This window comes from Kiloniella sp. (assembly GCF_048259265.1).
Taxonomy (GTDB): Bacteria; Pseudomonadota; Alphaproteobacteria; order Kiloniellales; family Kiloniellaceae; genus Kiloniella.
Genome location: NZ_JBLXHT010000014.1, coordinates 15,068 through 41,077, shown reverse-complemented (window position 1 = coordinate 41,077; position 26,010 = coordinate 15,068). Strand labels below are relative to the sequence as shown.

Here is a 26,010-nt window from a genome sequence, read left to right as displayed (position 1 = left end):
ACATGGCTTTGCTTGCCTTTCATAACATTACCAAACGCTTTGGCTCCCTTACCGCCAACGACGATATCTCCTTCTCTCTTGATAAGGGTGAAGTCATTGCTCTGCTCGGGGAAAATGGCGCGGGGAAAACCACCCTGATGAATATCCTTTACGGGCACTATACAGCGGATCAGGGATATATCGAAGTTGAGGGACAGAAACTCCCTGCCGGACAGACAGATGCCGCAATTAACGCTGGAATTGGCATGGTTCATCAGCATTTTACATTGGCTGAAAACCTTACCGTTCTTGAAAACATCATGCTTGGCACTGAAAGCCTGTGGTCACTGGGCCAAAAACGCGCCCCTGCCAAAGCAAAGCTGGCACAGATGTCCAAAGACTATGGCTTAAAGATTAACCCGGACGCCCGTGTTGCTGATCTTTCCGTTGGTGAACGACAACGTGTAGAAATCCTAAAAGCACTCTATCGCGACGCCAGGGTTCTGATACTCGATGAACCCACAGCAGTTTTAACTCCACAAGAAGCTGACAGCCTGTTCAAGACCTTAAAAAGCCTGACCAAAGAAGGCTTTGCAATTATCTTTATATCCCACAAGCTTCACGAAATCCTTGCCATCAGTACACGGGTAGAAGTTTTACGCCGTGGAAAAATTGTTGGCAGCATCGAAACAGAAAAAGCTGACCGAAAACTACTGGCAGAAATGATGGTCGGCCGCACCGTTGAACGCCCGGTTCTGGAACAAATGACAATCGGAAAACCAATTGTCGAACTTGAAGACGTCAGTGTTGAAGACAAAAGCAAAGATACCAGCAACGTTCCCAAACTCAATAAAGTCAACCTGAGCGTACATCAGCATGAAATTGTAGGCATCGCTGGGGTTGCCGGGAACGGGCAATCAACCCTTGCCGATCTGCTTTCCGGTCTGGAAAAACCTGATGCGGGCACCTTTACCCTTCTCGGCAATGCCGTAACCAGTGCCTCGCCCGCCGATATCGTACACCGGGGCGTCGGGCGTATTCCCGAAGATCGCCATAGCTCTGGCGTGGTTGGCGAGATGATGCTGTGGGAAAACCTTATCAGTGAAGACTTACGACATGCACCCGTGTCTAAAGCAGGTGTTTTAATAGATCGAAAAGCCTGTCTGGAACGGGCCAACAAACTGATCGACGCCTTTGATATCAGATGTGAAGGCCCCGAAGCAGAAACCAAGCTGCTTTCCGGCGGGAACATGCAAAAACTCATTCTCGCTCGGGCTCTATCGCCCCAGCCTGATTTTATCCTCGCAAACCAACCTGTGCGCGGCCTAGATGAAGGGGCCATCGCCTATGTCCATGAACAGCTTCTTGCCGCGAGAAAACGGGGCGCAGCTATTGTGCTGATTTCCGAAGATCTGGACGAGCTTTTTGCCCTATGTGACCGGATTTCCGTTATGTACCACGGTAACCTGACCCAAAGTTATGATGCCAAAACGCTGACAACTGCCGAAGTTGGCTTGATGATGGCCGGACAACAATCCGAGAACACAACTCACTCGGTGACAACAAATTCTGGTAACGAGGAACAGCCCCATGCAAATTGAACCTCGGGAACACGTTGCCGCCTGGCGTATTGCCTTGGCACCAGTTGCCGCCGTCTTTGTCTCACTGTTAATTGGATCTGTCCTGATCCTGTGGGTCGGCGCACCTGTGTTAGAAGCCTATAGCCTTTTGGTCAAAGGGGCCGTCGGGTCCAGCTTTGCCCTGACAGAAACACTCACGCGCTCTATCCCCCTCATCTTCACCGGATTAGCAGCGACAATCGCCTTTCGCGCCAAGTTCTATAATATCGGTGCAGAGGGACAGCTTTATTGTGGGGCCTTGGCTGCGACGTTCTTTGGCACCGGGTTAATCACCCTACCCCCGTTGCTGATGATCCCCTTCCTGATGCTGGTCGGGGCCTTGGCGGGTGGTGCGGCCCTAGCTGTTCCCGTCATGCTGAAAACCCACCTGAAAGTTGATGAAGTTGTCACGACACTGTTGCTTAACTTTGTAATCCTGCTGTTTGTTGGATACTTTTTGGAAGGCCCTTTAAAAGACCCCATGTCTATGGGCTGGCCACAGGCCGCCCCCATTATTGACGAAGGTCTTTTCCCAAGCCTTGTTGATAAAAGCCGGCTTCATTTTGGCTTTGTGTTTGCCCTTATCGGCTCTGTTCTTTGTTGGGCCATGATGCGCTTTACGGTGTGGGGCTATGAAATCAGGGCCGTCGGGCTAAACACATCCGCTGCCAAGTTCGCCGGCATCAATGTAAACACCACCGTGGTCCGCACTGCCTTGATCAGTGGTGGTCTAGCGGGTCTTGCCGGGGTCAGTGAAGTCGCCGGACTAAAGGGATATCTTACCCTCGATATTTCACCGGGGTTTGGCTATACGGGTATTGCCGTTGCCATGCTGGCACAGCTCAATCCACTGGCTGTGATCCTTTCGGCGTTGTTCATTTCCATGATCTATGTCGGTGCAGATTCCATGAGCCGGGCAATTAACATCCCAACCTATATCGCGGATGTTCTGGTCGGTCTTTCCGTTCTTTCCATACTTGTCAGTGTGATGCTAACCCGCTACCGCGTGAGGTTCAGATAAAGCCATGATGGATATTCTTGAAATACTCGTTTCTGCTGGCTTCTGGGCGGCAACAATTCGCATCGTAAGCCCACTTATTCTTGGCACGCTTGGTGAACTTATCTGCGAGCGGGCTGGCGTTCTCAACCTTGGGATCGAAGGCATTATGACCATGGGTGCCATGTCTGGATGGATGTGGGTCTATATGGGCGGTGATCTGTGGACTGGGGTTATGTTCGCGGCTTTTCTGGGCCTGATGTTCGGCCTGTTGCACAGCATCTTCACCGTCTATCTTGGCCTTTCCCAGCATGTGACCGGGATTGGCATCACGCTCTTTGCCTCTTCGCTTAGCTATTATGTCTATCGTATGCTGCTACCAGATGCGACCACGCCCCCGAAGATTGAACCCTTTCAAGTTTACGAAGTTCCTTTTCTGTCAGAAATCCCGGTTATGGGCGAAGCGCTCTTTAGCCAGACGCCGTTGACCTATCTCGCTCTGATCCTAGTGCCTATTGTCTGGTATGTACTGTACAAGACGCCACTTGGTCTCGCCGTACGTATGGCCGGGGAAAACCCCATGGCGGTAGAAGCACAGGGCATCAATGTTCTGACGATCCGGACAGGCGCAGTGATGGTCGGCAGTGCCTTTATGGCAGTGGGCGGGGCCTTTATTACCATGTCGGCCTTTGACGCCTTTTTCTTTGGCATGATCAACGGTCGCGGCTGGATCTGCATCGCACTGGTTATCTTTGCGTCATGGAAGCCAGGAAAGGCTTTGATCGGCGCACTACTGTTCGCCGGGCTTGATGCGTTACAGGTACGTGCACAGCAAACGGCTGGGGCTTTGATCCCCTATCAATTCTTCCTTATGATGCCCTATATTCTCAGTATCGTTGCAATGGTGATCATGGCCCGCAAAGCCAGTTACCCCAAAGCACTTCTGGTTCCCTTCCGCAGAGGAGAACGAACTTGAGGCGAACGGACACGATGTTGGCACTTAATCTCGGCAACTGTATTTAACGAACGATAATTAACGGAACTCCCTATGTTTGATCTCATTATCAAAAACGCCCGACTTGCTGATAGCACAGATGCTAAAAACAGCGTTGATATCGCCGTAAAGGACGACCGTATTGTCGAGATTAACCCGCATATTACGGATGGCATTGTCGAAGGACAGACAGAGATCATTGATGCCAAAGGGCATCTGGTCACCGCCCCCTTTATCGATCCGCATTTTCACCTTGATTCCACCCTCAGTCTTGGTCAACCCAGATTGAACGAAAGCGGGACATTGCTGGAAGGCATTCAGCTTTGGGGGGAACTAAAACCACACCTGACCCACGAAGCAATCAAGGAACGTGTACACGGCCTCGCCCGTTGGTCCATCGCCCGTGGTACCTTGGCGATACGCAGCCATGTGGATACCAGCGACGACCGTTTGCTGGCTGTTGGCGCACTGTTGGAAGCCAAGAAAGAACTCGCCTCCTGGATTGACATTCAACTGGTTGCCTTTCCACAGGATGGCTATTACCGCTATGAAAAAGCGGCAGAGAACCTGAACCGTGCGCTGGATATGGGCGTTGATGTCGTTGGCGGCATCCCCCATTTCGAACGCACCATGGATGATGGCGCCCGTTCCGTAAAAACGCTTTGTGAAATTGCGGCGGATCGCGGCTTGCTGGTTGATATGCACTGCGACGAAAGCGATGATCCGCATTCCCGTCATATCGAAACCCTTGCCAGCGAAACGGTACGCTTGGGCTTACAGGGTCGCGTTGCCGGATCTCACCTGACCTCCATGCATTCCATGGATAACTACTACGTCAGCAAACTCCTGCCCCTGATCAAAGAAGCTGATATCACCGCAATTCCCAATCCGCTGATCAACATAACCCTGCAAGGCCGCCACGATACCTATCCAAAACGACGTGGCATGACACGGGTCAAGGAAATGACCGCCATGGGTATTAATGTCGCCCTAGGCCATGATTGTGTGATGGACCCTTGGTACAGCTTTGGAAGCCACGACATGCTCGAAGTCGCCCACATGGCAACCCACGTCGCGCAGATGACAGGCGTTGCCGAAACCAAAGCCATGTTCAAAGCCGTGACAGAAAACTCCGCCAAGGTCATGCACCTGCCAGATTATGGCATTGCCAAAGGCAACTTCGCTGATCTGGTAATCTTGCAGGCACAAGATGCCATCGAAGCCATCGGCCTGCGCCCTGCCCGATTGTTTGTCATACGACGCGGAAAGGTTATCAGCACAACCGCCCCCGTTGAGGCACAGCTTAATCTGGATGGGAAAAAGGAAACGGTGAATTTCCTGAGATGATTGTGACAAGCTGAGATTGTTAGAGCCTCAAACTGCATTTATCGTGTTATTTAAATTACGTTAACTGCGAATGAAATCAAGTTACGTGCAAATAACAAACAGATCATAGTCTTATGCCGCTTTGCGCCAAAAGCGGAAATTAACGCTACGCTCACTACATTGTAGCAGAACGTTTCGTTATGCTCATTTTTTACCTGACTCTATTACCATATATTTAAAGGATGAAACATCATCTTTGGGCTTTAGTTTTAGATCCTTTCTAATTGCCAGTACCAGTTCTGTTAATAACTTATCATGTTCATCTCTTGGAACTTTGTCGGCTTGCAGACGTGTTAAGTATTGGTAATTGTGTAAACAATTAATCACCTCTTGAGAAGCAAATAAACCGACAGTGTTAAATGCGATAGCATATCTTTTACTACTTTCATGAGAAGAATGCGCGCCAACATTTGCAGCCAAAGCTGCAAAATAGTCTTTATAGTGCCCTAATTTTTCTTTGCGCCATTCCGCTTCGCGCTCTCGTTGCTTTGTTGCCCAATACGTGAATGCAGCTACTACTATTGCTGCTGAAGCAGATATTATTGATATTAAAACATTTGGGTCCATGAATGTTGTCTCGCCAATTCCCAAAAAGCCTATGTCTGCAATGGGTCGATTACGGGTTACTCCAGAAGATTAGATGCTATATTAAACAATTCAAAATACAACCATTAGCATAACATTCAAACCCTATAAATACTGCCTCTTTCTTGACGCTAGAACACTTTGATAATTGAGGATAATAACTGTTCAAGATGCAATGCATTCACAGATCTGCCGCTTATGCATGAGAGCTATTCGCATATCCCCTATACAAAAACCTAAAGAGCGCGTATAGAAATAGCTGTTGTTCTTCAAGGGTTAAGAGATAATGACTGCATTCAAGGGTTCCGTACAGAAAGCGCGGCAGAATATTTCGACTGTTTTTTCGGAAACGCCGCTACAGCATAACCGTTTTCTGTCGGATAAATACGACTGTAATGTTTATCTTAAACGTGAAGATCTGACCCCGGTTCGTAGTTATAAAATCCGTGGGGCCTTTAACTTTTTCAGCAAGGCGCTGGAGAATGGCCATGATCCAGAAGAAAGTCAACGGTTAGAAGACCAACAGTTTGTGTGCGCTTCTGCCGGCAATCATGCGCAGGGTTTTGCCTATACTTGCAATCATTTTAAAAAGCGCGGCACGGTCTTTATGCCGACCACAACGCCACAGCAGAAAATTCACAAGACCCGCGCCTTTGGTGGTCCGTACATTGATGTGAAACTGATCGGCGATATCTTTGACGAGGCTTACGAAGCCGCCCACAGGTTCGCCGATGAAGAAAATGCCTTTATGGTGCCGCCCTTTGATCATCCCGATATCATAGAAGGACAGGCAACCATCGGGCTGGAGATCATGGAACAGCTGGGCAGTGAGCCTCTTGATACCCTGATCATGCCAACAGGCGGCGGTGGCTTGGCGGCGGGCGTGACCCAATACCTTAAAGAAACATCCCCCGACACTGATTTCTGGTTTGTGGAACCCGAAGGCGCGCCAAGCCTGAAAGAAAGCCTTGCCGCAGGCGAACGCATCAAACTGGACAGCATCGATAACTTTGTTGATGGCGCTGCCGTTGCCCTGATCGGGGAACATAATTTTGAGGCACTCAAGGATTTTGCCGCGGATCGCGTCCTCCTCGCCCCCGAAGATCGCCTGTGCGCCACTATGATTACCATGCTCAATATCGAAGGCGTCGTGCTGGAACCCGCCGGTGCGCTGACCATTGATATTCTGCAATCTCTTGATCCCGAGAGCATCCGGGGTAAAAATGTTGTCTGCGTTACCTCTGGCGGTAATTTCGACTTTGAACGCCTGCCCGAAGTCAAGGAACGCGCTTTAAGACATGCTGGCCTCAAGAAATACTTTATCCTTCGCATGCCCCAGCGTCCTGGCGCGCTGAAAGACTTTCTCTTCCTGCTTGGCGATGAAGATGATATTTCTCGTTTCGAGTACCTGAAAAAATCCGCCCGAAACTTCGGTTCCATCCTGATCGGTATCGAAACCAAGAACCCGAAGAACTTTGACACTCTGATGGAAAAATTCCACGAAAACGGCATCCAGTTCCAGGACATCACCAACAATGAAATTTTGGCGAACTTTTTGATTTGATTTATATTTTTCAAACAACCAATCTTATTTTGATAATAAGTGAAAAAATCAGGAATTACATTGTTATGCCCACAAACCCAATCCAATCAGGTAAACCCCAACTAAAGTAGTTACAAACCTAAAGGCAGCCCGGAAAAAAATTTCTGGCATTTTTCGGACAAACACAACACCTATTGCAGTGCCAAAAATTCCACATAACCCGAAAATTATAAGAATCGAAAGGTACTTTAGAGGTAAAAAGGCCAACAAGGAAAAACCAATAACCTTAGTAAAATGCTGAAATGACATGCACGCAGCATCAGTTCCCAGAACGGCTTCCCGATGTCCTCTTGATGCTGCTATATACGTAAAAACAGCAGGGCCTGTTGCTCCGACAAAAACGGTCAAAGCACCCGTAATTAATCCAATAATAAAATCCAGATAAGATACAGCTTTGCCCCCAATAAAGTCCTTATAAGGAATATAATTATTAAAGAGAACAAAGCTGCCGATAACGACGAGTAAAAGACCTTCGTCAATCTGAAAAAAAACAGCAATAGCAACGCTGGTGCCGATAATAGAACCAAGACAAAAGCGAAGAACAAAAAACCAATCAACCGACGATCTAAACTGATAAAACCGTGTCAGACTAGATGTGCCCGAAATAACAGCATGTACAGGTATAGAGAGTTGCGGAGGCAATAAAGATGCAACCAAAGCCAGTTGAATGCCGCCCGTTGGTCCAATAGCCGCATTAAAGGAGGAGACAAGGAAAGTTCCTATTGCAATGATAACAATGACATGAATTTCCACCTGTCACCCCCAAAATACCTAGCTATTCACCAGCTCTGAGACATCAATAATATAACGTTGGCGGGAACCTTCATGAACAGAATCTATGCAAACTTGCTGACAATCCGGGCTCCATCTTGGATGTAGATCGCAACGATTGTGTTTGCCAAGATCTGCCGGAGTATAAAAACTGCCAATATTATAACGCTGATTGTTCTCAACATCATATAAGATTAAGAAACGTTCACTCGTAACATCATCAGGGTAAGTATCCGACAACAGCCAACGACCATCATTTGAAAAGGTCATATGCCCATTTTCTGTCAGATGCTCTTTGCCAAGGACCTTAACTTGATTGGTTTTATCATCATAAAGGTGATAATGAATATTCCCCTTATGTGGCCCCCATACGATTACTGTATCGTCGTCTTTCCAAACAGGGTGAGAAATTTGGTATTCCGATTTTTCATAATCAAAAGTTCCCAAAGCATCTGGGTCAAAATCTTTCGCCAATTGTGGAATTGGATGGTCTGTACATTCCAATAATCTTAGATCGCTACCATCTTCATTAATGGTAAACAGTCGATGTAAAAAACAGAACTCATCTTCAACACGCTCTGTCCAGCGATGGATAAATAAAAATCGTGAAGAATTTGGACAAATTTCCAAATGTGTGACCCAATGAATTGCCTTATCCATAGAAGCTACATGACGGAAATTGAATAGATCTTTCAAGCTCAGGATCAACTTATAGCTGCCTGTTTCAATATCCATACGCCAAATGCCATCATTATCTGGTGCCAAAGGTAATTCAGGCTCCTGATGTGTTGCACTATAACCAATTGTACGATGTGTTTCTTGAAAGCGTGAATAATCAACAGATAAAGCGTACTCACTATTTGGGGCAACGACATAAATAGGTAAAGGTAGTTTTTTTTCTATGCCTGTTTCCACGTTGTAAATAGTGGAACAGAAATCAGGATAAACAGTCCCTTCACCATCTTCGCTACGTGTATTATAGATAATATGATGACCTTTCTTGCCCTCTAACCATTGCAACTGGCACCCCATCTGCCAATTCCATGTCGTTGTAGAACCAATAGAAATATATTTATCACCATCTTCCAAGTCGAAATATCCAACCTTCGCCACCTCATTGCCAGTTAAATTCTGTGTCATCATCTGTACCTGGTTTGATAAAAAATATCTGCCAGTACGGTCCCATACATTTTTATTATAATACCCAAAGAAATGATGTAACTCACTCTCTCCTACACGGCGAATAGGGCAAAAATGTCGAATGGCACGAACGTTGGTCATGAATAATCTTTCACTTTTCTTATGACAAAAATATGCACCTGCCAAATTCATGACAGGTGCATACTCAAATGGATTATTTGAAGCTTACAACCTCTTGGGCCAAAGGCGTAAAATCAGTATCTGTTGCAATCAGGGTATAGTCACCCGTAGCAACTAATTTCTTTTTCACAAAGCGACCGTAAGACCATGTCGTGACCCAATTTCCCTTGCCATCAGCTTTTGGCGCAGGATCGACGGCATAAGTGATATCGCTTTCTACACCGTCTATCGTTCTAAAGACCAATGTCACATCTGAGTTTGGAACAAATCCACTGCCAGATAATTCAACTATTCCTTTTTCATCAAGTGCTAGTGGCCCTTTTAGATTAATTTCAGGATCTGGCGTTGATGTGGTTCCACAAGCACTGACCAACAAAGTACAGGCGAGAACACAGGTTGCGAAAAGTGATTTCATAATCTTCCTCTCTGTCCATAAAGACATTATTAATCATCAAGAATTTTAGATTTTTTACGATGCTGTACGATGCCTTGATATAGGGCATAGAAACAAAACAGTAGAATTACAAAAGAGATAGGACGCGTTACCAATTGAGTTGCGAAAGCAAGGACATCACCATGAACCAACGCTAAGGATCTTGCTAATTCGCCTTCGGCCAAAGTTCCCAGTACCAAGCCAAGTACTAGGGGTGCCCTGGGCACATTAAAGAGCTGAAAGATAAACCCAACGGCACCAACAAAAAGCATAATCGCGATATCTTCAATCGAGCTACGAATAGAGTAAGCCCCCACAACTGCCAAAGTCATGATTGTCGGCGCGAGAATTGATCGCGGCACCTGAATGATGCGCACGCAATATTTCGCAATAAATAATCCAACGGGCACAAACAAAAGGTTGGCGACAAACAAGCTGAGAATAAAGCCATAGGTGATTTCTGCGTTCAGGGTGAAAAGTTCAGCGCCAGGGCGTAAACCATGTATCATGATCCCCCCCAACAAAACCGCTGTCACTGGGTTTCCGGGTATTCCAAGCGTGAGCAACGGAATCAATGTCCCCCCGGTTACAGCATTATTAGCCGTTTCACATGCTATGACGCCTTCAGGTGAACCATTACCAAACTCTTTTGGTTTCTTGGATATACGCTTAGCAGCATCATAGGACAAAAAGCCTCCGACACTGCATCCCACACCAGGTATAATCCCAACAACTATCCCAATTAAACTAGAACGAAGTAGATTTATTTTCTGGCTTAAAACTTCTGGTAAAAAAGTGAACGGATTGGAAGCATCAGTATCGATAAGCGGGCGTTCAGACTGATTACGCTTGGCGATCATATCAATTACTTCTGGAATTGAATACAGACCAATTAACGATACAACCAATGGAATTCCATCATATAAAGAAGGTAATCCTAAGGTATAGCGCATCTCTCCTGTCAAAGGGTGGTTGCCGATAGTACTCAGGATCAAACCGATTGCGCCGGCAATTAAGCCTTTTTCCATCGCTCCTGCGGATAAAGATGCAATAACTGTAATACCAAATACAGCCAGTAAGAAATATTCGGGAGAGCCGAACATTAAAGAAAACTCTGCTAATGGTGGGGCGATAAAAAGAAGAGCAACAACACTAATTAATCCACCAATACAGGATCCGAAAGTTGCTAAAGAAATTGCCCGTGTCGACTGTCCTCTCTTTGACATAGGATGCCCATCTAACAACGTCGCGACCGCCGCTGAAGTACCAGGGATATTTAATAGAATTGCACTAATTGAACCACTATAAGTAGAAGAGAGATAAATGCCGCCTAGCATAGCCAAACCGACTTGCGGCGGCATAGAAAATGTTACCGGAATAAGCAAAGCAACACCCATCGTACTGCTTAATCCCGGCAGAACCCCAATCATCACGCCACCGAGCACACCTGCGGCAATAGCAGCCAACATTGTAACGTCCGAGAGTGCTGATAAACCAAGCAAAATATTATCAAACATAACCTTCGTCCTTATCGTAAAAAGAGACTTTCAGGACGACTTACCGCCAAGAATTCAAAGAAAATACCGTAAAGAAGAACTGTAACGCCGAGGCTAACACCACAGATAATCAATAAATTTCGGTACCCGAGATAGAAGACAAACCCGGCAATAAAAATTATTGTTGAAAGTTCAAAGTTGATAATTTGTATACTAACGGCATAGAGCGCAATGCCCGTAAAGACACTAAGACCAGCTAGAGTTTGGTCTTTTATCCCGTCAACCACAGCGCTTTCGTCCTTACCTGAAGCTGACTTAAGGCGGACGAAAAGAAGCAATGCTACCGCAGCAATGAATGCCGAAAGGAGACGTGGAAAATATGACGATTCATAAGAATACTGAAAAGCCACAATCCCACTGGTGATAGCAAAAACTATCATCAATAAAGAAAACAATTTATCCATAAAGTCTTGGCGCATCACATACTCCTTTCAGGCTTTTTCTACTATTTTAATAATGAAATATAGCTCTCAACAGATTCAGCAGCCGTTTTGAGATAGGCATCAAAATCTTTTGCATTCATATAATGTAGCGGTAAGCCCATTTTATCTGCATGAGCTATAAATTCTGGATCTTTCATCACTTTTGCAAATGCATCTTCAATGATTTTTTTACGAGCAGGATCCATACCCCTTGGAACAGCGACACCACGCATTGAGGCACCGATAGTTGGTACTGCAACACCAGATGCTTCTTTAATCGTTGGAACATCAGGAAGATATTTATACCGTGCATCGGCAAAGACAGCTAAGGCACGCAACCGACCATTCTGTATATGGCTTGTAGCCGAACTAGCAGACGGTACAGAAGCAACAACCTGATCGCCTAACGTCGCCGTAATTGCAGGTCCAGAGCCACTGAATGGAACAAAATTCACATCCATTCCTAGTTTATCCTCAGCAACAACAACTTGTAATTGATTGTTAGATTGAGGCCCATCACCGCCAACATTAACATTACCAGGGCTCTTTTTTACCGCATCCATAAACTCTTCAAATGTTTGATAAGGACTATCGGCTTTGACTGTTAGGACGACGGGATCAAGTTGAATATTCGCGATAGCCTCAAAATTTGACATTTCATACGGCACATTATCGCGCAGCATTTTAACCATGAAAATCGACGGAATATTAATAAATCCAATTTTATAACCATCATTCTTAGCATTTGCTAATGCCGTAAAACCAATTTGACCACCGGCCCCAGGCTTGTTTTGGATAATAAGTCTTTGCCCCAAATGAGGTTGAACATATTTAGCAATTACGCGTGCTGCTGTATCCGTCCCACCGCCAGGAGAATAAGCCACAATCATTGCCAAAGGCTTTTTCGGAAAGTCAGCCGCTTTTGTTTCAAAAGACGGAAGTATTGTTGTTGCGGTCGCCAAAGCTAAGGCTAGGGCGACAATTTTGATTCTACCATTCATGGAAAGGAACCTCCTGCTATATTTTAACGACCCACTTTAGGGGAGTTTAATTATGTATTTGATTGTATACATTTTAATACATTGAAGTCAACATATTGCAAAATGAGTTAATTTATCGTAACTTATATTTTTGAAAACAATAAGTTAACGTAGTGATCATGAGTGATAAAAATAATAAAATAGAAGAGAGTAAAAGTGCCCAACCCTCACTGGGTGAATATGTATACCAAGAAGTACTTCAAGCTATTCGTGATGGACAATACCATCCTGGGGAACGGATCCGAGAATCAGAATTCACAAAATCTTTGAATGTGAGCCGCACGCCTGTGCGTGAGGCTTTTCGGAGATTACAGTCCGAGGGTCGCCTCACGTTCGAACCCCAAAGAGGTGCTATCGTTGCAGAATTAAACCCGCAAGAAGTTGCAGAATTATATGCCCTACGCCAGCAACTAGAAGGCATCGCAGCTCGTTTCGCCGCTCAACATGCCTCAGACATGGAAATAGCGAATATGGAATATATCTTGGAGAAAGGGCGCGAAGCAAAGGACCCTAGAGATTTAAACCAAATCAACTGGGAGCTTCATCACGCGATCTATAATTCAGCACATAATCGCTTTTTAATTAAAGCTTTTGAAGCGATCTCAGATTCGATGGCTCTCCTTCGTGGAGTGAAATATCTTCCTTCAGATCGACCAAATCCACTTTATGAAGAGCACCACCGCATAATTGAAGAAATTAAAAATCGTAATCCTGAAGCGGCTGAAAAAGCAGCTCAACAGCATATAAAGCGCGCTTTTCAAATCCATTTAGAAACATCTTTTCAAGACCGAACGAACAAATAAACGAGATTAATTTCTCTCATAACGAAAAATAATTCAAAAAAATGGAATAAAAAGAAATCCGAGCTGTAGTCCTAGTAACTTTCGAATTTGTTTGCTTGTCAGACAAAGAATTTACGGGACAAAGCTATGACGACGCGCCTTGAAAAAAATTCTGAACTTGCCCAAGAACCAAACACAAAGACAAACGCAGTTTCACAAGAGCTTTATGAGAACTTAAGCCATCTTATCACATCTGACACAGATGCTGATGGCGTGATGCCTTCTGGAAATTCTGTCAATACAGATGAGGTCTTGGTTGAATTTGCAAGTGCTTTGGGTGACCCCAGCTACTTTGCAGATATCATTGCGACCCTTTCCGAAGAAGAAAAAGAAGAGCTTGCCAAGATATTGGATCAGGCCCCCATCGAGACGGCAGCGGGGGATGCCGTAGCACTCGTTGGGGGCGGAGGAAGCCAATACAGCGATGACTTGGGAAACGCAATCGACCTGTTAAGCCGACAGGGCGTTATTGATCCGACAGAGTTGGAATTTGGTCTTATCGGTAATCAGCCTGATACAACGGATCGGGGGAATACAGGAAGTTTAGATACCCCGCTCGCACCTTTTTTAAACCTGTCACTGAACTTACTGCCCACTTCAATCCGTGATCAGGGAACCTTTAACAATCAGCCAATAACGCTGAGGGGCGGAGACGGAAATGATGTTCTGGTCGATAGCGGTATTATTGTTGGTGATGGCGCAAATAATGTTTATCAGATTAGCTTTGCCCACAATCTGTCCCCGACAGAAACCATTCTATTACAAGGTTTCCCCGCTGGAACCACCCTTAACCAAGGCGCAATGGTTCCCGGAAGCAACGGCACCGCATGGGAAGTAACTACGCCTTTCTCATCCATTATCTTTTCAGCCGATAATGCCTGGACGGCTGGTCCCTATAACATTCAGGCAACCAGCGCCGGGCTGGCATCGTCAGTTACGATCACCCACCAAACGTCAACGTCTTTTGGGGATGACCATATCACAGGGCTTTCAACCGATGATACGATCTTCGGGGATGATACTTTCTTAACGAACGCTATTGCAGGTGATGATGTTATCAACGGTGGTGGCGGAAACGATTACATGAATGGTGATAGCTACTATCTGACCAACTCTGTGGGGGGGAATGACACGCTTTCCGGGGGAACCGGGAACGACAGTATTTACGGTGATGCTGGTGTCATCAACGATTCAGTCGGTGGCGATGATATCATTTACGGTAATGATGGGAATGATGATATCTATGGGGATGGCAGACTTCTTAATGATTCAAACGGCGGAAATGATATCCTTTACGGCGGGGATGGGGATGATGGTATCGTTGGGGACGCAGGGAGCATAAACGTCTTTGACACGAACACCTATTCCGGTGGAGATGACATCATTTATGGTGGAAATGGAAACGACCGTATTTGGGGAGATTCTATACATCAAAATGGCTATATCCAAGGTTTCGGGTTTAACTTCGCATTGGGAGGCGATGATATTATCGATGGGGGTGATGGCGATGACATCATTTACGGGGATAGCCAAACCTATTCAATGAGTACCGGTCATAATGTCGGGGGGGATGACATAATCACTGGTGGTCGTGGGAATGACATTATGTACGGCGTAGGTGGAAGTGATCGATTTGTATTCCGTCAGGCAGACATTGCCACCAATGGTCCGGTTGAAACAGATACCATCAAAGACTTCCGGTTTGATGATGTTATCGACCTCGGTGATTTACTCAATACCGCGCAAACAGTATCCAATCTTGATCAATATCTGGATTTCAGTCAGGGAACAAACGGCGTTAATATTAATATTGATACCAATCAGGATGGTGTTACAGATCACATCATTGTTCTCGAAAACCAAACACTCTCTAGCCTTGGTTGGCCGACTGGAACCTCAGATACTGATATCCTGACCAACATGTTGAACCATAATACGCTTGATACTCTGGCTTAGGCAGGTATGGTGCAGCAATCATTTTACCACCAGAAGATGTTATTTAATACGCGCGGCATCAATGCTTACGCAAAAACAATTAGACACAAACATATTTGATAAGGCCCAAGCAGTTGAATTTTGAGCAAAAATTAGAATCCTCTATGCCAAAGCTTAAACGCTATGCCAGATATTTAACAAAAGACGACGACCTGGCTTCCGATCTGTTTCAGGAAACCTATGGCCGTGCCCATGCCAAAAAGCATCTCTATGACGAGACTTACGAAATGGAACAATGGTTGTTCCCTATTATGAAGAACCTCTGGATTAACCAGATAAAGCGACGTCAAAAGGAGCTACAGTCTCAAACCGAAATTGAGAATGACAGCATCCAGAACAACATCTGTTTTGCCAAGGAAATCGAGCACCGATCCCTCTTGAATCGTGTGCAGGATGTTCTTAAGAACCTGCCGCAAAAGGATCAGGAAGTTCTGGAACAAATCGTTTCCTTTGGCCATAGCTATGAAGAAGCTGCCAGAAGCCTTTCCGTGCCAATTGGCACAGTAATGAGTAGATTGTCACGCGCCAGAAAACGCCTGAAAGAGAAATTACAACTCGGCGAAGAGTTTATCTTTATGTTCATCCCTCCTGTGTTTTACGACCCGGAGGATGCGGATACGTCTTTGGATACTCTCTTTACAGATTCAACCCCTGAATCAGATCAAGATGACACCTCAAAGAACGCAGGTTCGTCCACCTCTGTTATGACGTCCAGTTCCAAACGACTGGCATGGAAAAGCAAATCTGATCTTTTGGCACTGTATTATAAAAAGCGTCAAAAAAATACACAGCGCGATCTCTATGACTATCAACTGCACGCCTCTTTTATCATTCTGGGGGTTGAAGGTCTGTTTGAAACGCTTCCTGCACTCAAGACCGAGGAAGATATCGCTTTACCTGGAACAGCATCAATTGATCCGCAAGCAGAAGATAGAACCGTTCAGCTTTCAGAAATTCGAGAGACACCCACAGCACAGGGTAACGACCATTCTATTTTAGAAGATACCCAACACCTCAACCTACTGGACGAAGAGCTTGATGACCCTTTGGCGTCCCTTATCATCACAGGCGCAGCAAAAGAAACTGCGTTGTCCCCAGAAGACACCACCAGCCTAAGCGGACAATCATACCACCAAAGCATTGGTACAATTCTGGAATTGTTGAGTACGCAAGGTGTATTGGACCCCACAGAGATATTAAGCACCGCTGCACCAATCGACGAGACAGAAACGTTGTCGGAAGATATCAGCACATCAGATGAAGTCACCACATCTATCATTCCGCTGAGCGATTTACTCGGGTCCGGTTTTTCACCCGTATTTACGGACCCTCAAACAACAACGAATACCGCTAGCGACGGCTTTGTAGTTGTCACCACGTCTGGCGGCGGCAGCATACTGGAAACCGTCCTAGGGAACGATCCTACTTTATTAGGCGGAGACCCGACACTTCCCATCATATAGCCCCTTTTCATAAACAATCACACAAGTACCGTTTAAGAAAAACCCTTAAACACAAGATCCCCGATCTTTGTGAACAGGATCTCTCTGTTCAAATTTTAAAGATCATTTGATAAACCCTCTACTTTTTAGCTATGGATAACAAAATGAAAACAGTTACTTACCTCGTACTAGGTGCATTTATCACTCTAAGCCAACCAGCTATGGCAGAACCATCCATCAATAATATGCAAGGGTGTCAGGCCCTCATCGACTTTCTCAATACCAAGCTTGAGCAAACGTCTTATGATTCATCTGATGTTGCCAAGGTACAAGACGGCCTGAACGCCTATGACAGCTACATACAAAACGAAATTGTTACACCTGGACTGCTTAAATTCAGCAACGGAGATCAGGGTAAAGCGAGCAAATTACAAGAACAGGTGGATGCTTATAAAAGCCAAGTCGTAGCAGGATATAACAAGAGATATCCGCAAAACCGTCTCTTTATGGATCATGTCGTCGCCCTGAACAACTGTACGCAACAGGCCGTTCCACAAGGTGCAGATCTTGAAGCACTTAAAGCGTCGATGGAAACAATGGTTGCGATTTTAAAAGCAAGCTAAGCTAGAATATTCCAACATTTTTATGTAAAAGCAGTCGTTCCAGCGGCTGCTTTTTTTACTTTTGTGGCTCTGTAAGCAAAGTTATATATAAACCGCGCATCCTACAATTCCATTACTTGTCAGTAATCTGTCAGCTTAAGTCGCGTATGACCACCTGTCTAATGCCTATAGAATTGTTCTGTAAAACAAATCAACATCTGGGTATTAATGATTAAGTCATTACACAGGAAAGATTTATGACAACGACAACACGCCTCGAAGGTTTGGATTTTGCCCGCTTCATTGCCTTTGTTGGTATGGTTCTGGTCAACTTTACGGTTGCCATGGGGGTTGAGGCGGGCGCAGAAGGACAAGGATCTTTTCTGGCAACAAGCTTTGTTGGCGGGTTGGAAGGACGTGCAGCAGCAACCTTTGTCGTACTTGCGGGTATTGGTCTTGGACTTGCAGCAAATAAAGCCGTAAATAACTCCAAATTTAATGATCAGCTTATCTGGCTCACCACAAAGCGAGCATTGTTTCTTCTTGTGATCGGCCTTTTAAACAGCCTGATTTTTGATGCAGATATTTTGCATTACTACGCGCTGTATTTCTTTTTTGGTGTCTTTTTCACCCGCATGAGTTCCAGTGGGTTGATCTTCTCAATAATCATCCTGATCATCGGCTTTGTGATTATGTTATTCACCCTGGATTACGATGTCGGTTGGGACTGGAAAACTTACACTTATAAGAATTTTTGGACCTTGGAAGGTTTCATTACCAATCTCTTTTTCAATGGTTGGCACCCCGTTATCCCTTGGTTGGCCTTCTTTCTTTTCGGCATCCTTCTCAGTAGATTGTCACTGGACCAAGTTCAAACACAGCTACAGCTTTTTACTTTCGGTTTGATCGCCTTGCTTACTGTTGAGGGGCTATCCCTTTTCACCCTTGCCCTGCTCTCTGGGGTTGAACAGGATTTATTGGATATCGCCACGACCGAGCCTCTTCCGCCAATGCCTTTTTATATGATCGCGGGCATGGCGAGCGCTTGTATGGTTCTGGCCTTTAGCTTGTGGGTAAGCTCTTTGTTTGCAAAGTCCCCTCGTTTGTCGAAAATATTTGGCTTTAAGCTTTCTACTCAAATCGGCAGGCAAACGCTTACCCTATATGTTGCCCATATCCTTTTCGGCATGGGCACACTGGAATATCTAGGACTTCTTGATGGACAGAATGCATCTGGCACCACAGATGATGCAATTATTGCCTCTGGGATTTTTATCTTCGCGACAGGCCTCTATGTCTGGGCATATTCCAAGTTCTTCACACGTGGCCCGATCGAAAATCTGATGCGTCTCATCACCAGATAAAGATGACGGCAAGGCAAAAAATTCGGGCCGGTAGATCATCTTAAAAGCCTATAACGCGTAAAAGGCTATAGTGCCGGTTACGATGCCCCAAACACACATATTAATAAAAGACCGTAAAATTCCGCCGTCCTCTTCCAAGCTAATACCCAACTTTTGAACGACAATATTTCCCGGAAAAAGAAACGCAACTTCAAGCCAATGTAGTAAAGCCATTTTGTTCTCTCAAAACATTCATTACATATACATGTTTATTGATAAACCCGACGAAGTCAATTTAAAAGGCCCTAACACGACTAGGACCTTTGGACGCAGAAGAGAATTGACTTAGAAAATTGAAAGATCGGTTTTGGTTGTAAATAACTCTAGTGCTTTTCCACCAACATAAGAATTACCATAGCGGTCCAGTTCCGGTGACCAGACAGCTACGGAAAATTCCTTTGGTAGCACCGCGATGATGCCACCGCCGACACCACTTTTTGCTGGCAGGCCAACTGTATAAGCAAACGATCCGACAGAATCATAAAGACCACAGGTCAACAACAAAGCATTAATTCGCTTTGCATCACGTCCTGTCATAACCTGTTCGTCTGCAATCGGTGAATACCCCCCGCAAACCAATGGCATTGCCGCACGGGCAAGGTCCAGACAGGATGTTGTCAGCGCACATTGCCTGAAATACACATCCAACAAATCTGGAATTGGTGTTTTAATATTGCCAAAGCTACACATCAGGTTCGCCAAAGCAGCATTCCGATAGCCCCATTCCTTTTCAGATATGGCGACCTCTTCATCCAGACGATTTTCCTCATTCCCCGAAAGCATCCGATAAAAGTCAATAATTCGGCGGGACGCATCTGCTGAACGGCTAGCAAGAATATCAGTTACAACAATAGCCCCCGCGTTAATAAAGGGATTGCGGGGAATACCCTGTTCATATTCCAGCTGAACCAAGGAATTAAAAGCCGTTCCTGACGGTTCCCGACCAACACGCGACCATATATCTTCGTCACCGAGCCCTAACACCTGCATAAGGGTAAAAAGCTTTGAAATAGACTGAATAGAAAAATCTTCTTTCGCATCGCCCACAATAAATTCTTGCCCATCGGCGGTACGAACAGCCATGCCAAATTTATCGCCGGGTACATTCGCCAAAGCGGGGATGTAATCTGCTTGCTTTCCCTTTCCAAAGAAAGGTTGGATTTCTTCTTTGATCTCGTTAAGAATTCGGGGGAAATCAGTAGTATCAACTGTCATATAATAGCCTGATCCAAAAACAAGAGTTACATCGCACACATATAAAACGTACGAACAGAACCATGAACGAGCAAATCAATAAAGAAGATAGATTCCTTTGCAACCCATTTATTTAAAATTTCAGCATCCAGATGTTTCAACTGTCACGCTTCAAGACCAGATTACTTGGTAATACACCAATTCATGCCAAGATTACTTTGCTGATTGGCAAAAGCATAAAGCCAATCCAGCATCTAAGTGAACAAGAGATACCAGCGAGATAAAAAAAATCGGCTGACCAAAAATGATCAACCGATTTTTATCACCATCCCAAGGACAAGACAGCTTCGCTATAATGCTCCACCCATCAGATAATTGGGAAGCCAAGTTGCAATCTCAGGGAAGACACAAAGAATGGCGATAGCCAAAACCATACAGAGCATAAAGGGAAGTGCCCCTTTGAGGATAGTGGGGAGCGATACATCCGGCACAATACCGTTGATCACATACAGGTTAAGTCCTACAGGCGGTGTGATGAGTCCGATTTCCATATTGATGGTAAAGACAACAGCAAACCAATAAGGGTCGAACCCTGCTTGAATGATAATCGGTAACAGGATCGGTGCCGTCATCAAAATAACCGCTACTGGTGGCAGGAAAAATCCAGCGACCAACAAAAACAGATTGATAATAATGAGGAGCTGCCATTTACCAATATCAAGATTAGCAATGTATTCCGCCACCGATTGCGTCACAAAAAGTGACGAAAGCGTATAGCTGAAAAGTGCCGAGGCCCCGATAATCATCAGGATCATCACAGACTCTTTCATTGAATCTGACAAGATGGCCCAAATCTTTCGTGGTTGCCACATGCCGTAAATCACAACAACCAGAACCAGACAGAACAGCGCGCCAACCCCTGCCGCTTCGGACGGGGTAGCCACACCGCCATAGAGCACATAAAGCACCCCGACAATGATCACAAGGAAAGGGAAAACCCGTGGCAGAACCTCAAATTTTTCACGCCAGCTGTAGCCACCGATCTGTGCCTTGAAGCTGTACCCATTCCGCCATGCCGTATAGAGCGACCAGCACATAAACAAAACTGTCAGAAGCAATCCCGGTAACAATCCGGCCAGGAACAGACGGCCAATAGATGTTTCTGTTGCAATACCATAAACAATCATCGTTATCGACGGCGGGATAAGAATTCCAAGCGTTCCCCCAGCCGCAATCGATCCTGTCGCCAATCCGTCTGGATATCCGCGTTTGCGCATTTCCGGAATGCCCATTTTTCCGATCGCGGCACAGGTTGCAGGCGACGAGCCGCTTAAGGCCGCAAAAATAGAACAGGCCCCAATGTTTGAGATAATAAGGCCACCCGGTACACGGTTAAGCCAGCGATCAAGCGCGGCGTACAAATCCTTGCCAGCCGGGGAAGAAGCAACAGCCGCCCCCATAACAATAAACATCGGAATGGAAACCAGTGCAAACTCGGCCAAGCCGGAAAAGAAAGTTTCCGCAACAACATCAAGTGAATCAAAACCCTCGAAAACAAAAAGGAAAACAACGGCCACTAGTCCCAGCCCAAAAGCAACAGGAATGCCAGATGAAAGGACAAAGATGGTCGCAATCGCAACCAATAAACCAATATAAAGCGGATCCATTTCTATTCCCCCTCAAATGAACTGTGGCTGTCCATTGCAAAGGGCATATCTCGCCCGCTTAATAGCGCCAATATATCAGCAACGTATTGCAGAGATAACAACCCAACACCAAGAGGAAGGGATAAATACGGTATCCACATAGGTAATTCCCAAATGGTGTCCGTCACCCACCCACCGTCCAGTGCCTCGGCAAAGAGTTCATAGCCCTTCCATGCCAACAGGGCGGTAAAGGCCAGACCGCACACACTGGCAACAAAGGCGAGTATTTTTCGTGCTGACAAGCTCAGATAATGAGGGAGTAAATCCACATTCACATGCCCCTTAATCAAAAGAACATAAGGGCTGCCGATCAATGTCGCCGCGACCAACGCATAGGTCACATAGTCTGTCTGCCATACCGTGGATTCCTGTAAAAAGTAACGCAGAACAACCATTTGGCAGACAACGACAATCGCCGAAGCAATAAGAATAGAAGCAAATACGCCACATATACGAGAAAGAAGGCGCACGAGATCAATGAAAGAATTCATACTGAACTGACCAGAGACGAAAGTTATAAATTAACGCAAAGAAAAGTGCCCCACAGATAATTCTGCAAGGCACCTGTATCTTTCTTACTCAACAGCAAGAGCTTTGTTAATCAGCTCTTCCCCACCCTTCACCTGTTCAGCAAAGGCTTTATAAGATGTTCCCTTGGCAATTTCGAGCCACGCCGCAGCATCATCATTACTCATCGTAACCACTTCAACGCCCGCACCTTCGTAAGCCTCAACTAGCTTACTATCCAGACCTTTGGCTGCATCAAGAAAGAAATCTTCGGATTTTTTACCCGCTACCATCAAAGCATCTTGCTGTTCTTGATTCAGCTTGTTCCAGCTTTTCTTGGACATAAGAAGGGGTTCGTACATAAACCAAAGCGCATTATCGCCCGGTGCTGTCAGGCATTTAACCTGTTCATAAATACGATAGGAAACAAAGCTTCCTGAACTCGTATTCGCCGCATCAAGTACACCCGTTTGCATAGCTGAATAAATTTCAGAACTTGGCATAGACGCAATCGAAGCCCCCGCCCCAACTAACATTTGTTCAAAAGACTTACCCGCGGCACGAGTTACCTGACCCTTCATTGTGTCTGGGCCGAGAATACATTCCTTTTTAGAAGCAAACCCACCAGCAAGCCAAGCATCAGCAAGAACAACCACACCCGCGTCATCGATGATTTTTTTGATATCATCCATAAAGGGCGATTTGTTCAAACGTGTCGCATGGTCATGGTTTTTAACAAGACCCGGCATATTGGTTGCGTTAAATTCTGGATGGCGCCCCGCCGCATAGGCCAGTGGAAAAGCAGAAATATCTAGCTGCCCTTTTACCATTGCGCCCCATTGTTCTTTGGGTTTGAAAAGTGCCTTGCCCGGATAAACCTTTATATCCAGACCAACATTAGCCGCATTAACTTCACGCGCGATAATCTGAACCATTTCATCGCGGACGTCGCCTTTACCACCGGGCCACTGGTGCGAAGCTTTCAAGCTTTTTGCCATTGCAGCTTCAGCCAGTAATCCACCTGTCAGCACAAAGCTGCCCAGCGCCAGACCTAGCGCTTTTTTTGTCATTTTCATTGATAGTCTCCCTGTTTGGATCAATTTATTCCCCAAACCAGGAACATGATCCGTTGCTTTTTATTAAATCCTAAGCTCAATCCTGAACACAATAAGCCAGCTTTGAAATACAAGTCAATAATTCTTGTATACAATAATTATATTTAAATATACAAAATAACCTGTATTATAGTTTTCAATTCTATTGCTTTTGAGAGATAAGCTTTGGTTAAAAGCAACAGAGCAAAACAATAAAATATCAGGAGTTCTGCACGTGGCGAACATGTCGTCAAATGACTTGAGAAGACAGCTTGAGCATGAAATTGTCCTGGGGGAGATTGTTCCCGGCACACGATTGGACGAAATTGCGTTAACTGAACGATTTGGGGTCTCTAGAACCCCAGTGCGGGAAGCCCTTCAACAACTGAACATGATGCAGTTGGTAGAAATTCGCCCCAGACGCGGTGCTTTTGTCAAAAAAATGAGTCTGAGAGAACTGGTGGACATGTTTGAAGTCATGGCCGAACTGGAAGGAACTTGTGGCAAGCTGGCTGCAGACCGCATGACAGATGAAGAACGTGACAAGCTCAAAGCATTACATCTTGTATCAGAACCACTGGTCGCTGACAAAGATTATGACAGCTATTACAAGGCAAATGTTGCTTTTCACGAAGCAATATACAAGGGAAGTCATAACGAGTTTCTCAGCGAGCAAACAAAAAATCTACGTAATCGTCTAACCCCATACCGCCGCCTTCAATTACGACAGAGCAACCGTCTTAACAATTCGTTTCAGGAACACGCTGATATTACAGACGCAATTATAAACGGAAACAAAGAATTGGCAGAACAGCTTTTAGGAACCCACGTAACCGTTCAACAAGGATCTTTTAACGACTTTCTGGCCAGTTTGCCCATGGATCTCATCGATCAATCCGCCTAGTTCTCTTCCCAGTATATACATTTTTCACCGAGCTTATTTATGTCTAAAAACCTCTATGCCCTTTTCCAATCCCGTTTTCCCCAAGATATGTCAGCTGATTTTATTAAATCACCAGACGGCAACAATCTGAGCTATAGAGAGTTGGATCAACAAACAGCGCAAATGGCAGGTACCCTCTTAACCATGGGCACCAAAACCGGGGAACGTGTTGCCGTACAGGTGGAGAAAACGAAAGAAGCCGTCGTTCTTTATCTAGCTTGTTTACGTATCGGCGCCATATACCTGCCTCTTAACACTGCCTATACCGCCGACGAGCTTGATTACTTTATGGGGGATGCCAGACCGCATATTATGGTTTGCACCCCGGAAAAGTACGAAAAGCTTACCCCAGTCGCACAGAAAAATTCTGTTCCCCACCTGTTAACGCTAAGTAACACGGCAACAGGTAGCTTGATGGATCAGTTCCAAGGCGCCAAACCCCATACAAATATTGCAGACGTAACCGGGGATGATCTTGCCGCTATCCTTTATACATCCGGGACGACCGGGCGATCCAAGGGCGCAATGCTATCCCACGACAATCTGGCAAGTAACGCGACCGTTTTACATAAATACTGGGGCTGGGTTCCCGACGACATTCTTTTACACGCTTTGCCAATATTTCACGTCCACGGGCTTTTTGTTGCAATCCACTGTGTACTAATGAACGGTTCAAGCATGTGGTTCCTGCCCAAATTCGATGCAAAGGAAATGATCACGCTCATCCCCCAAAGCACCGTGATGATGGGGGTTCCAACTTTTTATACCCGATTATTGGATCAACCGGAATTCAACCGCACGACCTGTCAAAATATGCGGTTATTTATCTCTGGCTCGGCTCCGCTATTGGAAGACACCTTTACCCAGTTTGAAAAGCTGACAGGCATGACCATACTCGAGCGCTACGGCATGACAGAGGCTGGTATGATTACCTCTAACCCGCTTGATGGAGACCGCGTCGCAAGTACTGTTGGATACCCCCTGCCCGGTGTTGAAGCCAGATTATCCCAAGATGCATCGGATAAAGATGCCGGTGTGCTTGAGATAAAAGGACCCAATGTTTTTAAAGGCTACTGGAAAATGCCAGAAAAAACAGCCGAAGAATTTACCCCAGACGGATATTTCATAACCGGTGATATCGCAACGATTTCTCATGACAACCGTGTTGCCATCGTCGGGCGTGCCAAGGATTTAATTATCAGTGGCGGATACAACGTCTATCCCAAGGAAATAGAGCAAGTTATAGACACTATTGAAGGCGTCAAGGAATCTGCCGTTATCGGCGTTCAGCATCCTGATTTCGGCGAAGCCGTCGTTGCCGTCATTATTGCCGATCCTACACAGGACCTGAATCAGGACGACATTTTGGCAAACCTCAGGGATCAACTTGCCCGTTTTAAACAACCAAAAAATATCTTCTTTCTTGATGAGCTCCCCCGAAACACAATGGGAAAAGTACAAAAAAATATTCTAAGACAGAACTATGCAGATCTTTATAAGGTAGCGAATTAGGCCCTGTCGCCAGATCACGGCTTAAGCAATTCAACGCATAACCTTATGTAAAGGCCCTCTAAGCA

The 26,010-nt window shown here is 45.5% G+C and carries 24 protein-coding genes; 12 read left to right on the top strand and 12 right to left on the bottom strand.

The genetic code is table 11. The features are described from left to right. The first annotated feature begins 2 nt into the window (after positions 1-2). The 4 genes from ACN0QW_RS17750 to ACN0QW_RS17735 all read left to right on the top strand — a co-directional run bounded on the left by ACN0QW_RS17750 (position 3) and on the right by ACN0QW_RS17735 (position 4,936). Positions 3-1,580 (top strand): ABC transporter ATP-binding protein, encoded by a 1,578-nt coding sequence (locus tag ACN0QW_RS17750; RefSeq protein ID WP_417433369.1) that lies wholly within the window; start codon positions 3-5, stop codon positions 1,578-1,580. Continuing rightward, on the top strand, positions 1,570-2,619 hold the full coding sequence (locus tag ACN0QW_RS17745) for an ABC transporter permease (RefSeq protein WP_299377162.1): 1,050 nt from the start codon (positions 1,570-1,572) through the stop codon (positions 2,617-2,619). Before ACN0QW_RS17750 ends, ACN0QW_RS17745 begins: the two co-directional genes overlap by 11 nt. A 4-nt stretch (positions 2,620-2,623) precedes the next feature. Further along, positions 2,624-3,571, top strand: a complete 948-nt coding sequence (locus ACN0QW_RS17740; RefSeq protein ID WP_417433367.1) for an ABC transporter permease — start codon at positions 2,624-2,626, stop codon at positions 3,569-3,571. A 72-nt stretch (positions 3,572-3,643) separates the two neighbouring features. Then, positions 3,644-4,936: an amidohydrolase family protein gene (locus ACN0QW_RS17735; RefSeq protein WP_417433365.1), complete on the top strand. Its 1,293-nt coding sequence runs from the start codon at positions 3,644-3,646 to the stop codon at positions 4,934-4,936. Between the two features lie 183 nt (positions 4,937-5,119). On the opposite strand, the gene ACN0QW_RS17730 is transcribed toward ACN0QW_RS17735, so the two are convergent. Next, positions 5,120-5,542 (bottom strand): hypothetical protein, encoded by a 423-nt coding sequence (locus ACN0QW_RS17730; protein WP_417433363.1) that lies wholly within the window; start codon positions 5,540-5,542, stop codon positions 5,120-5,122. Positions 5,543-5,846: 304 nt separating this feature from the next. On the opposite strand from ACN0QW_RS17730, the gene ilvA reads away from it, so the two are divergent. Beyond that, positions 5,847-7,124 (top strand): threonine ammonia-lyase IlvA, encoded by a 1,278-nt coding sequence (ilvA, locus tag ACN0QW_RS17725; protein ID WP_417433361.1) that lies wholly within the window; start codon positions 5,847-5,849, stop codon positions 7,122-7,124. Between the two features lie 63 nt (positions 7,125-7,187). Here the strand turns inward: ilvA and ACN0QW_RS17720 are convergent, their stop codons facing one another. The 6 genes from ACN0QW_RS17720 to ACN0QW_RS17695 all read right to left on the bottom strand — a co-directional run bounded on the left by ACN0QW_RS17720 (position 7,188) and on the right by ACN0QW_RS17695 (position 12,666). Beyond that, positions 7,188-7,916, bottom strand: a complete 729-nt coding sequence (locus ACN0QW_RS17720) for a sulfite exporter TauE/SafE family protein (RefSeq protein WP_417433360.1) — start codon at positions 7,914-7,916, stop codon at positions 7,188-7,190. Between the two features lie 18 nt (positions 7,917-7,934). Further along, positions 7,935-9,215 (bottom strand): hypothetical protein, encoded by a 1,281-nt coding sequence (locus ACN0QW_RS17715; RefSeq protein ID WP_417433358.1) that lies wholly within the window; start codon positions 9,213-9,215, stop codon positions 7,935-7,937. A 73-nt stretch (positions 9,216-9,288) separates the two neighbouring features. Then, complete coding sequence (locus tag ACN0QW_RS17710) at positions 9,289-9,669, bottom strand: hypothetical protein (protein WP_417433356.1); 381 nt, start codon at positions 9,667-9,669, stop codon at positions 9,289-9,291. Positions 9,670-9,698: 29 nt separating this feature from the next. Then, entirely contained in the window at positions 9,699-11,204 is a 1,506-nt protein-coding gene (locus tag ACN0QW_RS17705; protein ID WP_417433354.1) for a tripartite tricarboxylate transporter permease, read from the bottom strand. Positions 11,205-11,215: 11 nt separating this feature from the next. Next, the gene (locus ACN0QW_RS17700; RefSeq protein ID WP_417433352.1) at positions 11,216-11,662 is read right to left on the bottom strand and encodes a tripartite tricarboxylate transporter TctB family protein; all 447 of its coding nucleotides are present in this window, start codon (positions 11,660-11,662) and stop codon (positions 11,216-11,218) included. A gap of 26 nt (positions 11,663-11,688) precedes the next feature. Further along, positions 11,689-12,666 carry a tripartite tricarboxylate transporter substrate binding protein gene (locus tag ACN0QW_RS17695; protein WP_417433350.1) on the bottom strand — a complete coding sequence of 326 codons (978 nt, stop codon included), beginning with the start codon at positions 12,664-12,666 and terminating at the stop codon, positions 11,689-11,691. Positions 12,667-12,824: 158 nt separating this feature from the next. Here ACN0QW_RS17695 and ACN0QW_RS17690 point away from each other — a divergent pair, with 158 nt between their 5' ends. From ACN0QW_RS17690 to ACN0QW_RS17670, 5 genes are all read left to right on the top strand, one after another. Next, a complete protein-coding gene (locus ACN0QW_RS17690; protein ID WP_417433348.1) occupies positions 12,825-13,508 on the top strand; it encodes a GntR family transcriptional regulator in 684 nt (227 codons plus the stop codon). Between the two features lie 126 nt (positions 13,509-13,634). Continuing rightward, positions 13,635-15,503 carry a type I secretion C-terminal target domain-containing protein gene (locus ACN0QW_RS17685; RefSeq protein ID WP_417433346.1) on the top strand — a complete coding sequence of 623 codons (1,869 nt, stop codon included), beginning with the start codon at positions 13,635-13,637 and terminating at the stop codon, positions 15,501-15,503. Positions 15,504-15,598: 95 nt separating this feature from the next. Beyond that, positions 15,599-17,005, top strand: a complete 1,407-nt coding sequence (locus ACN0QW_RS17680) for an RNA polymerase sigma factor (protein ID WP_417433344.1) — start codon at positions 15,599-15,601, stop codon at positions 17,003-17,005. A gap of 143 nt (positions 17,006-17,148) precedes the next feature. Beyond that, complete coding sequence (locus tag ACN0QW_RS17675) at positions 17,149-17,607, top strand: hypothetical protein (protein ID WP_417433342.1); 459 nt, start codon at positions 17,149-17,151, stop codon at positions 17,605-17,607. Between the two features lie 236 nt (positions 17,608-17,843). Next, entirely contained in the window at positions 17,844-18,950 is a 1,107-nt protein-coding gene (locus ACN0QW_RS17670) for a heparan-alpha-glucosaminide N-acetyltransferase domain-containing protein (RefSeq protein ID WP_417433340.1), read from the top strand. A 48-nt stretch (positions 18,951-18,998) separates the two neighbouring features. Here ACN0QW_RS17670 and ACN0QW_RS17665 read toward each other — a convergent pair whose 3' ends face one another. From ACN0QW_RS17665 to dctP, 5 genes are all read right to left on the bottom strand, one after another. Next, on the bottom strand, positions 18,999-19,163 hold the full coding sequence (locus tag ACN0QW_RS17665) for a hypothetical protein (protein WP_299372641.1): 165 nt from the start codon (positions 19,161-19,163) through the stop codon (positions 18,999-19,001). 111 nt (positions 19,164-19,274) lie between these two features. Continuing rightward, the gene (locus ACN0QW_RS17660) at positions 19,275-20,204 is read right to left on the bottom strand and encodes a glutaminase (protein WP_417433338.1); all 930 of its coding nucleotides are present in this window, start codon (positions 20,202-20,204) and stop codon (positions 19,275-19,277) included. Positions 20,205-20,533: 329 nt separating this feature from the next. Next, a complete protein-coding gene (locus ACN0QW_RS17655) occupies positions 20,534-21,850 on the bottom strand; it encodes a TRAP transporter large permease (RefSeq protein ID WP_417433336.1) in 1,317 nt (438 codons plus the stop codon). Positions 21,851-21,852: 2 nt separating this feature from the next. Then, positions 21,853-22,380, bottom strand: coding sequence for a TRAP transporter small permease (locus ACN0QW_RS17650; protein WP_417433334.1), 528 nt, complete (start codon positions 22,378-22,380; stop codon positions 21,853-21,855). Positions 22,381-22,464: 84 nt separating this feature from the next. Then, entirely contained in the window at positions 22,465-23,472 is a 1,008-nt protein-coding gene (gene dctP, locus ACN0QW_RS17645; RefSeq protein WP_417433332.1) for a TRAP transporter substrate-binding protein DctP, read from the bottom strand. A gap of 262 nt (positions 23,473-23,734) precedes the next feature. Between dctP and ACN0QW_RS17640 the strand changes: the two genes are divergently transcribed. Together ACN0QW_RS17640 and ACN0QW_RS17635 are read left to right on the top strand one after the other, a co-directional pair. Then, a complete protein-coding gene (locus tag ACN0QW_RS17640; protein WP_417433458.1) occupies positions 23,735-24,394 on the top strand; it encodes a GntR family transcriptional regulator in 660 nt (219 codons plus the stop codon). Positions 24,395-24,433: 39 nt separating this feature from the next. Further along, on the top strand, positions 24,434-25,945 hold the full coding sequence (locus ACN0QW_RS17635) for a malonate--CoA ligase (protein WP_417433330.1): 1,512 nt from the start codon (positions 24,434-24,436) through the stop codon (positions 25,943-25,945). The last annotated feature ends 65 nt before the right edge of the window (positions 25,946-26,010 follow it).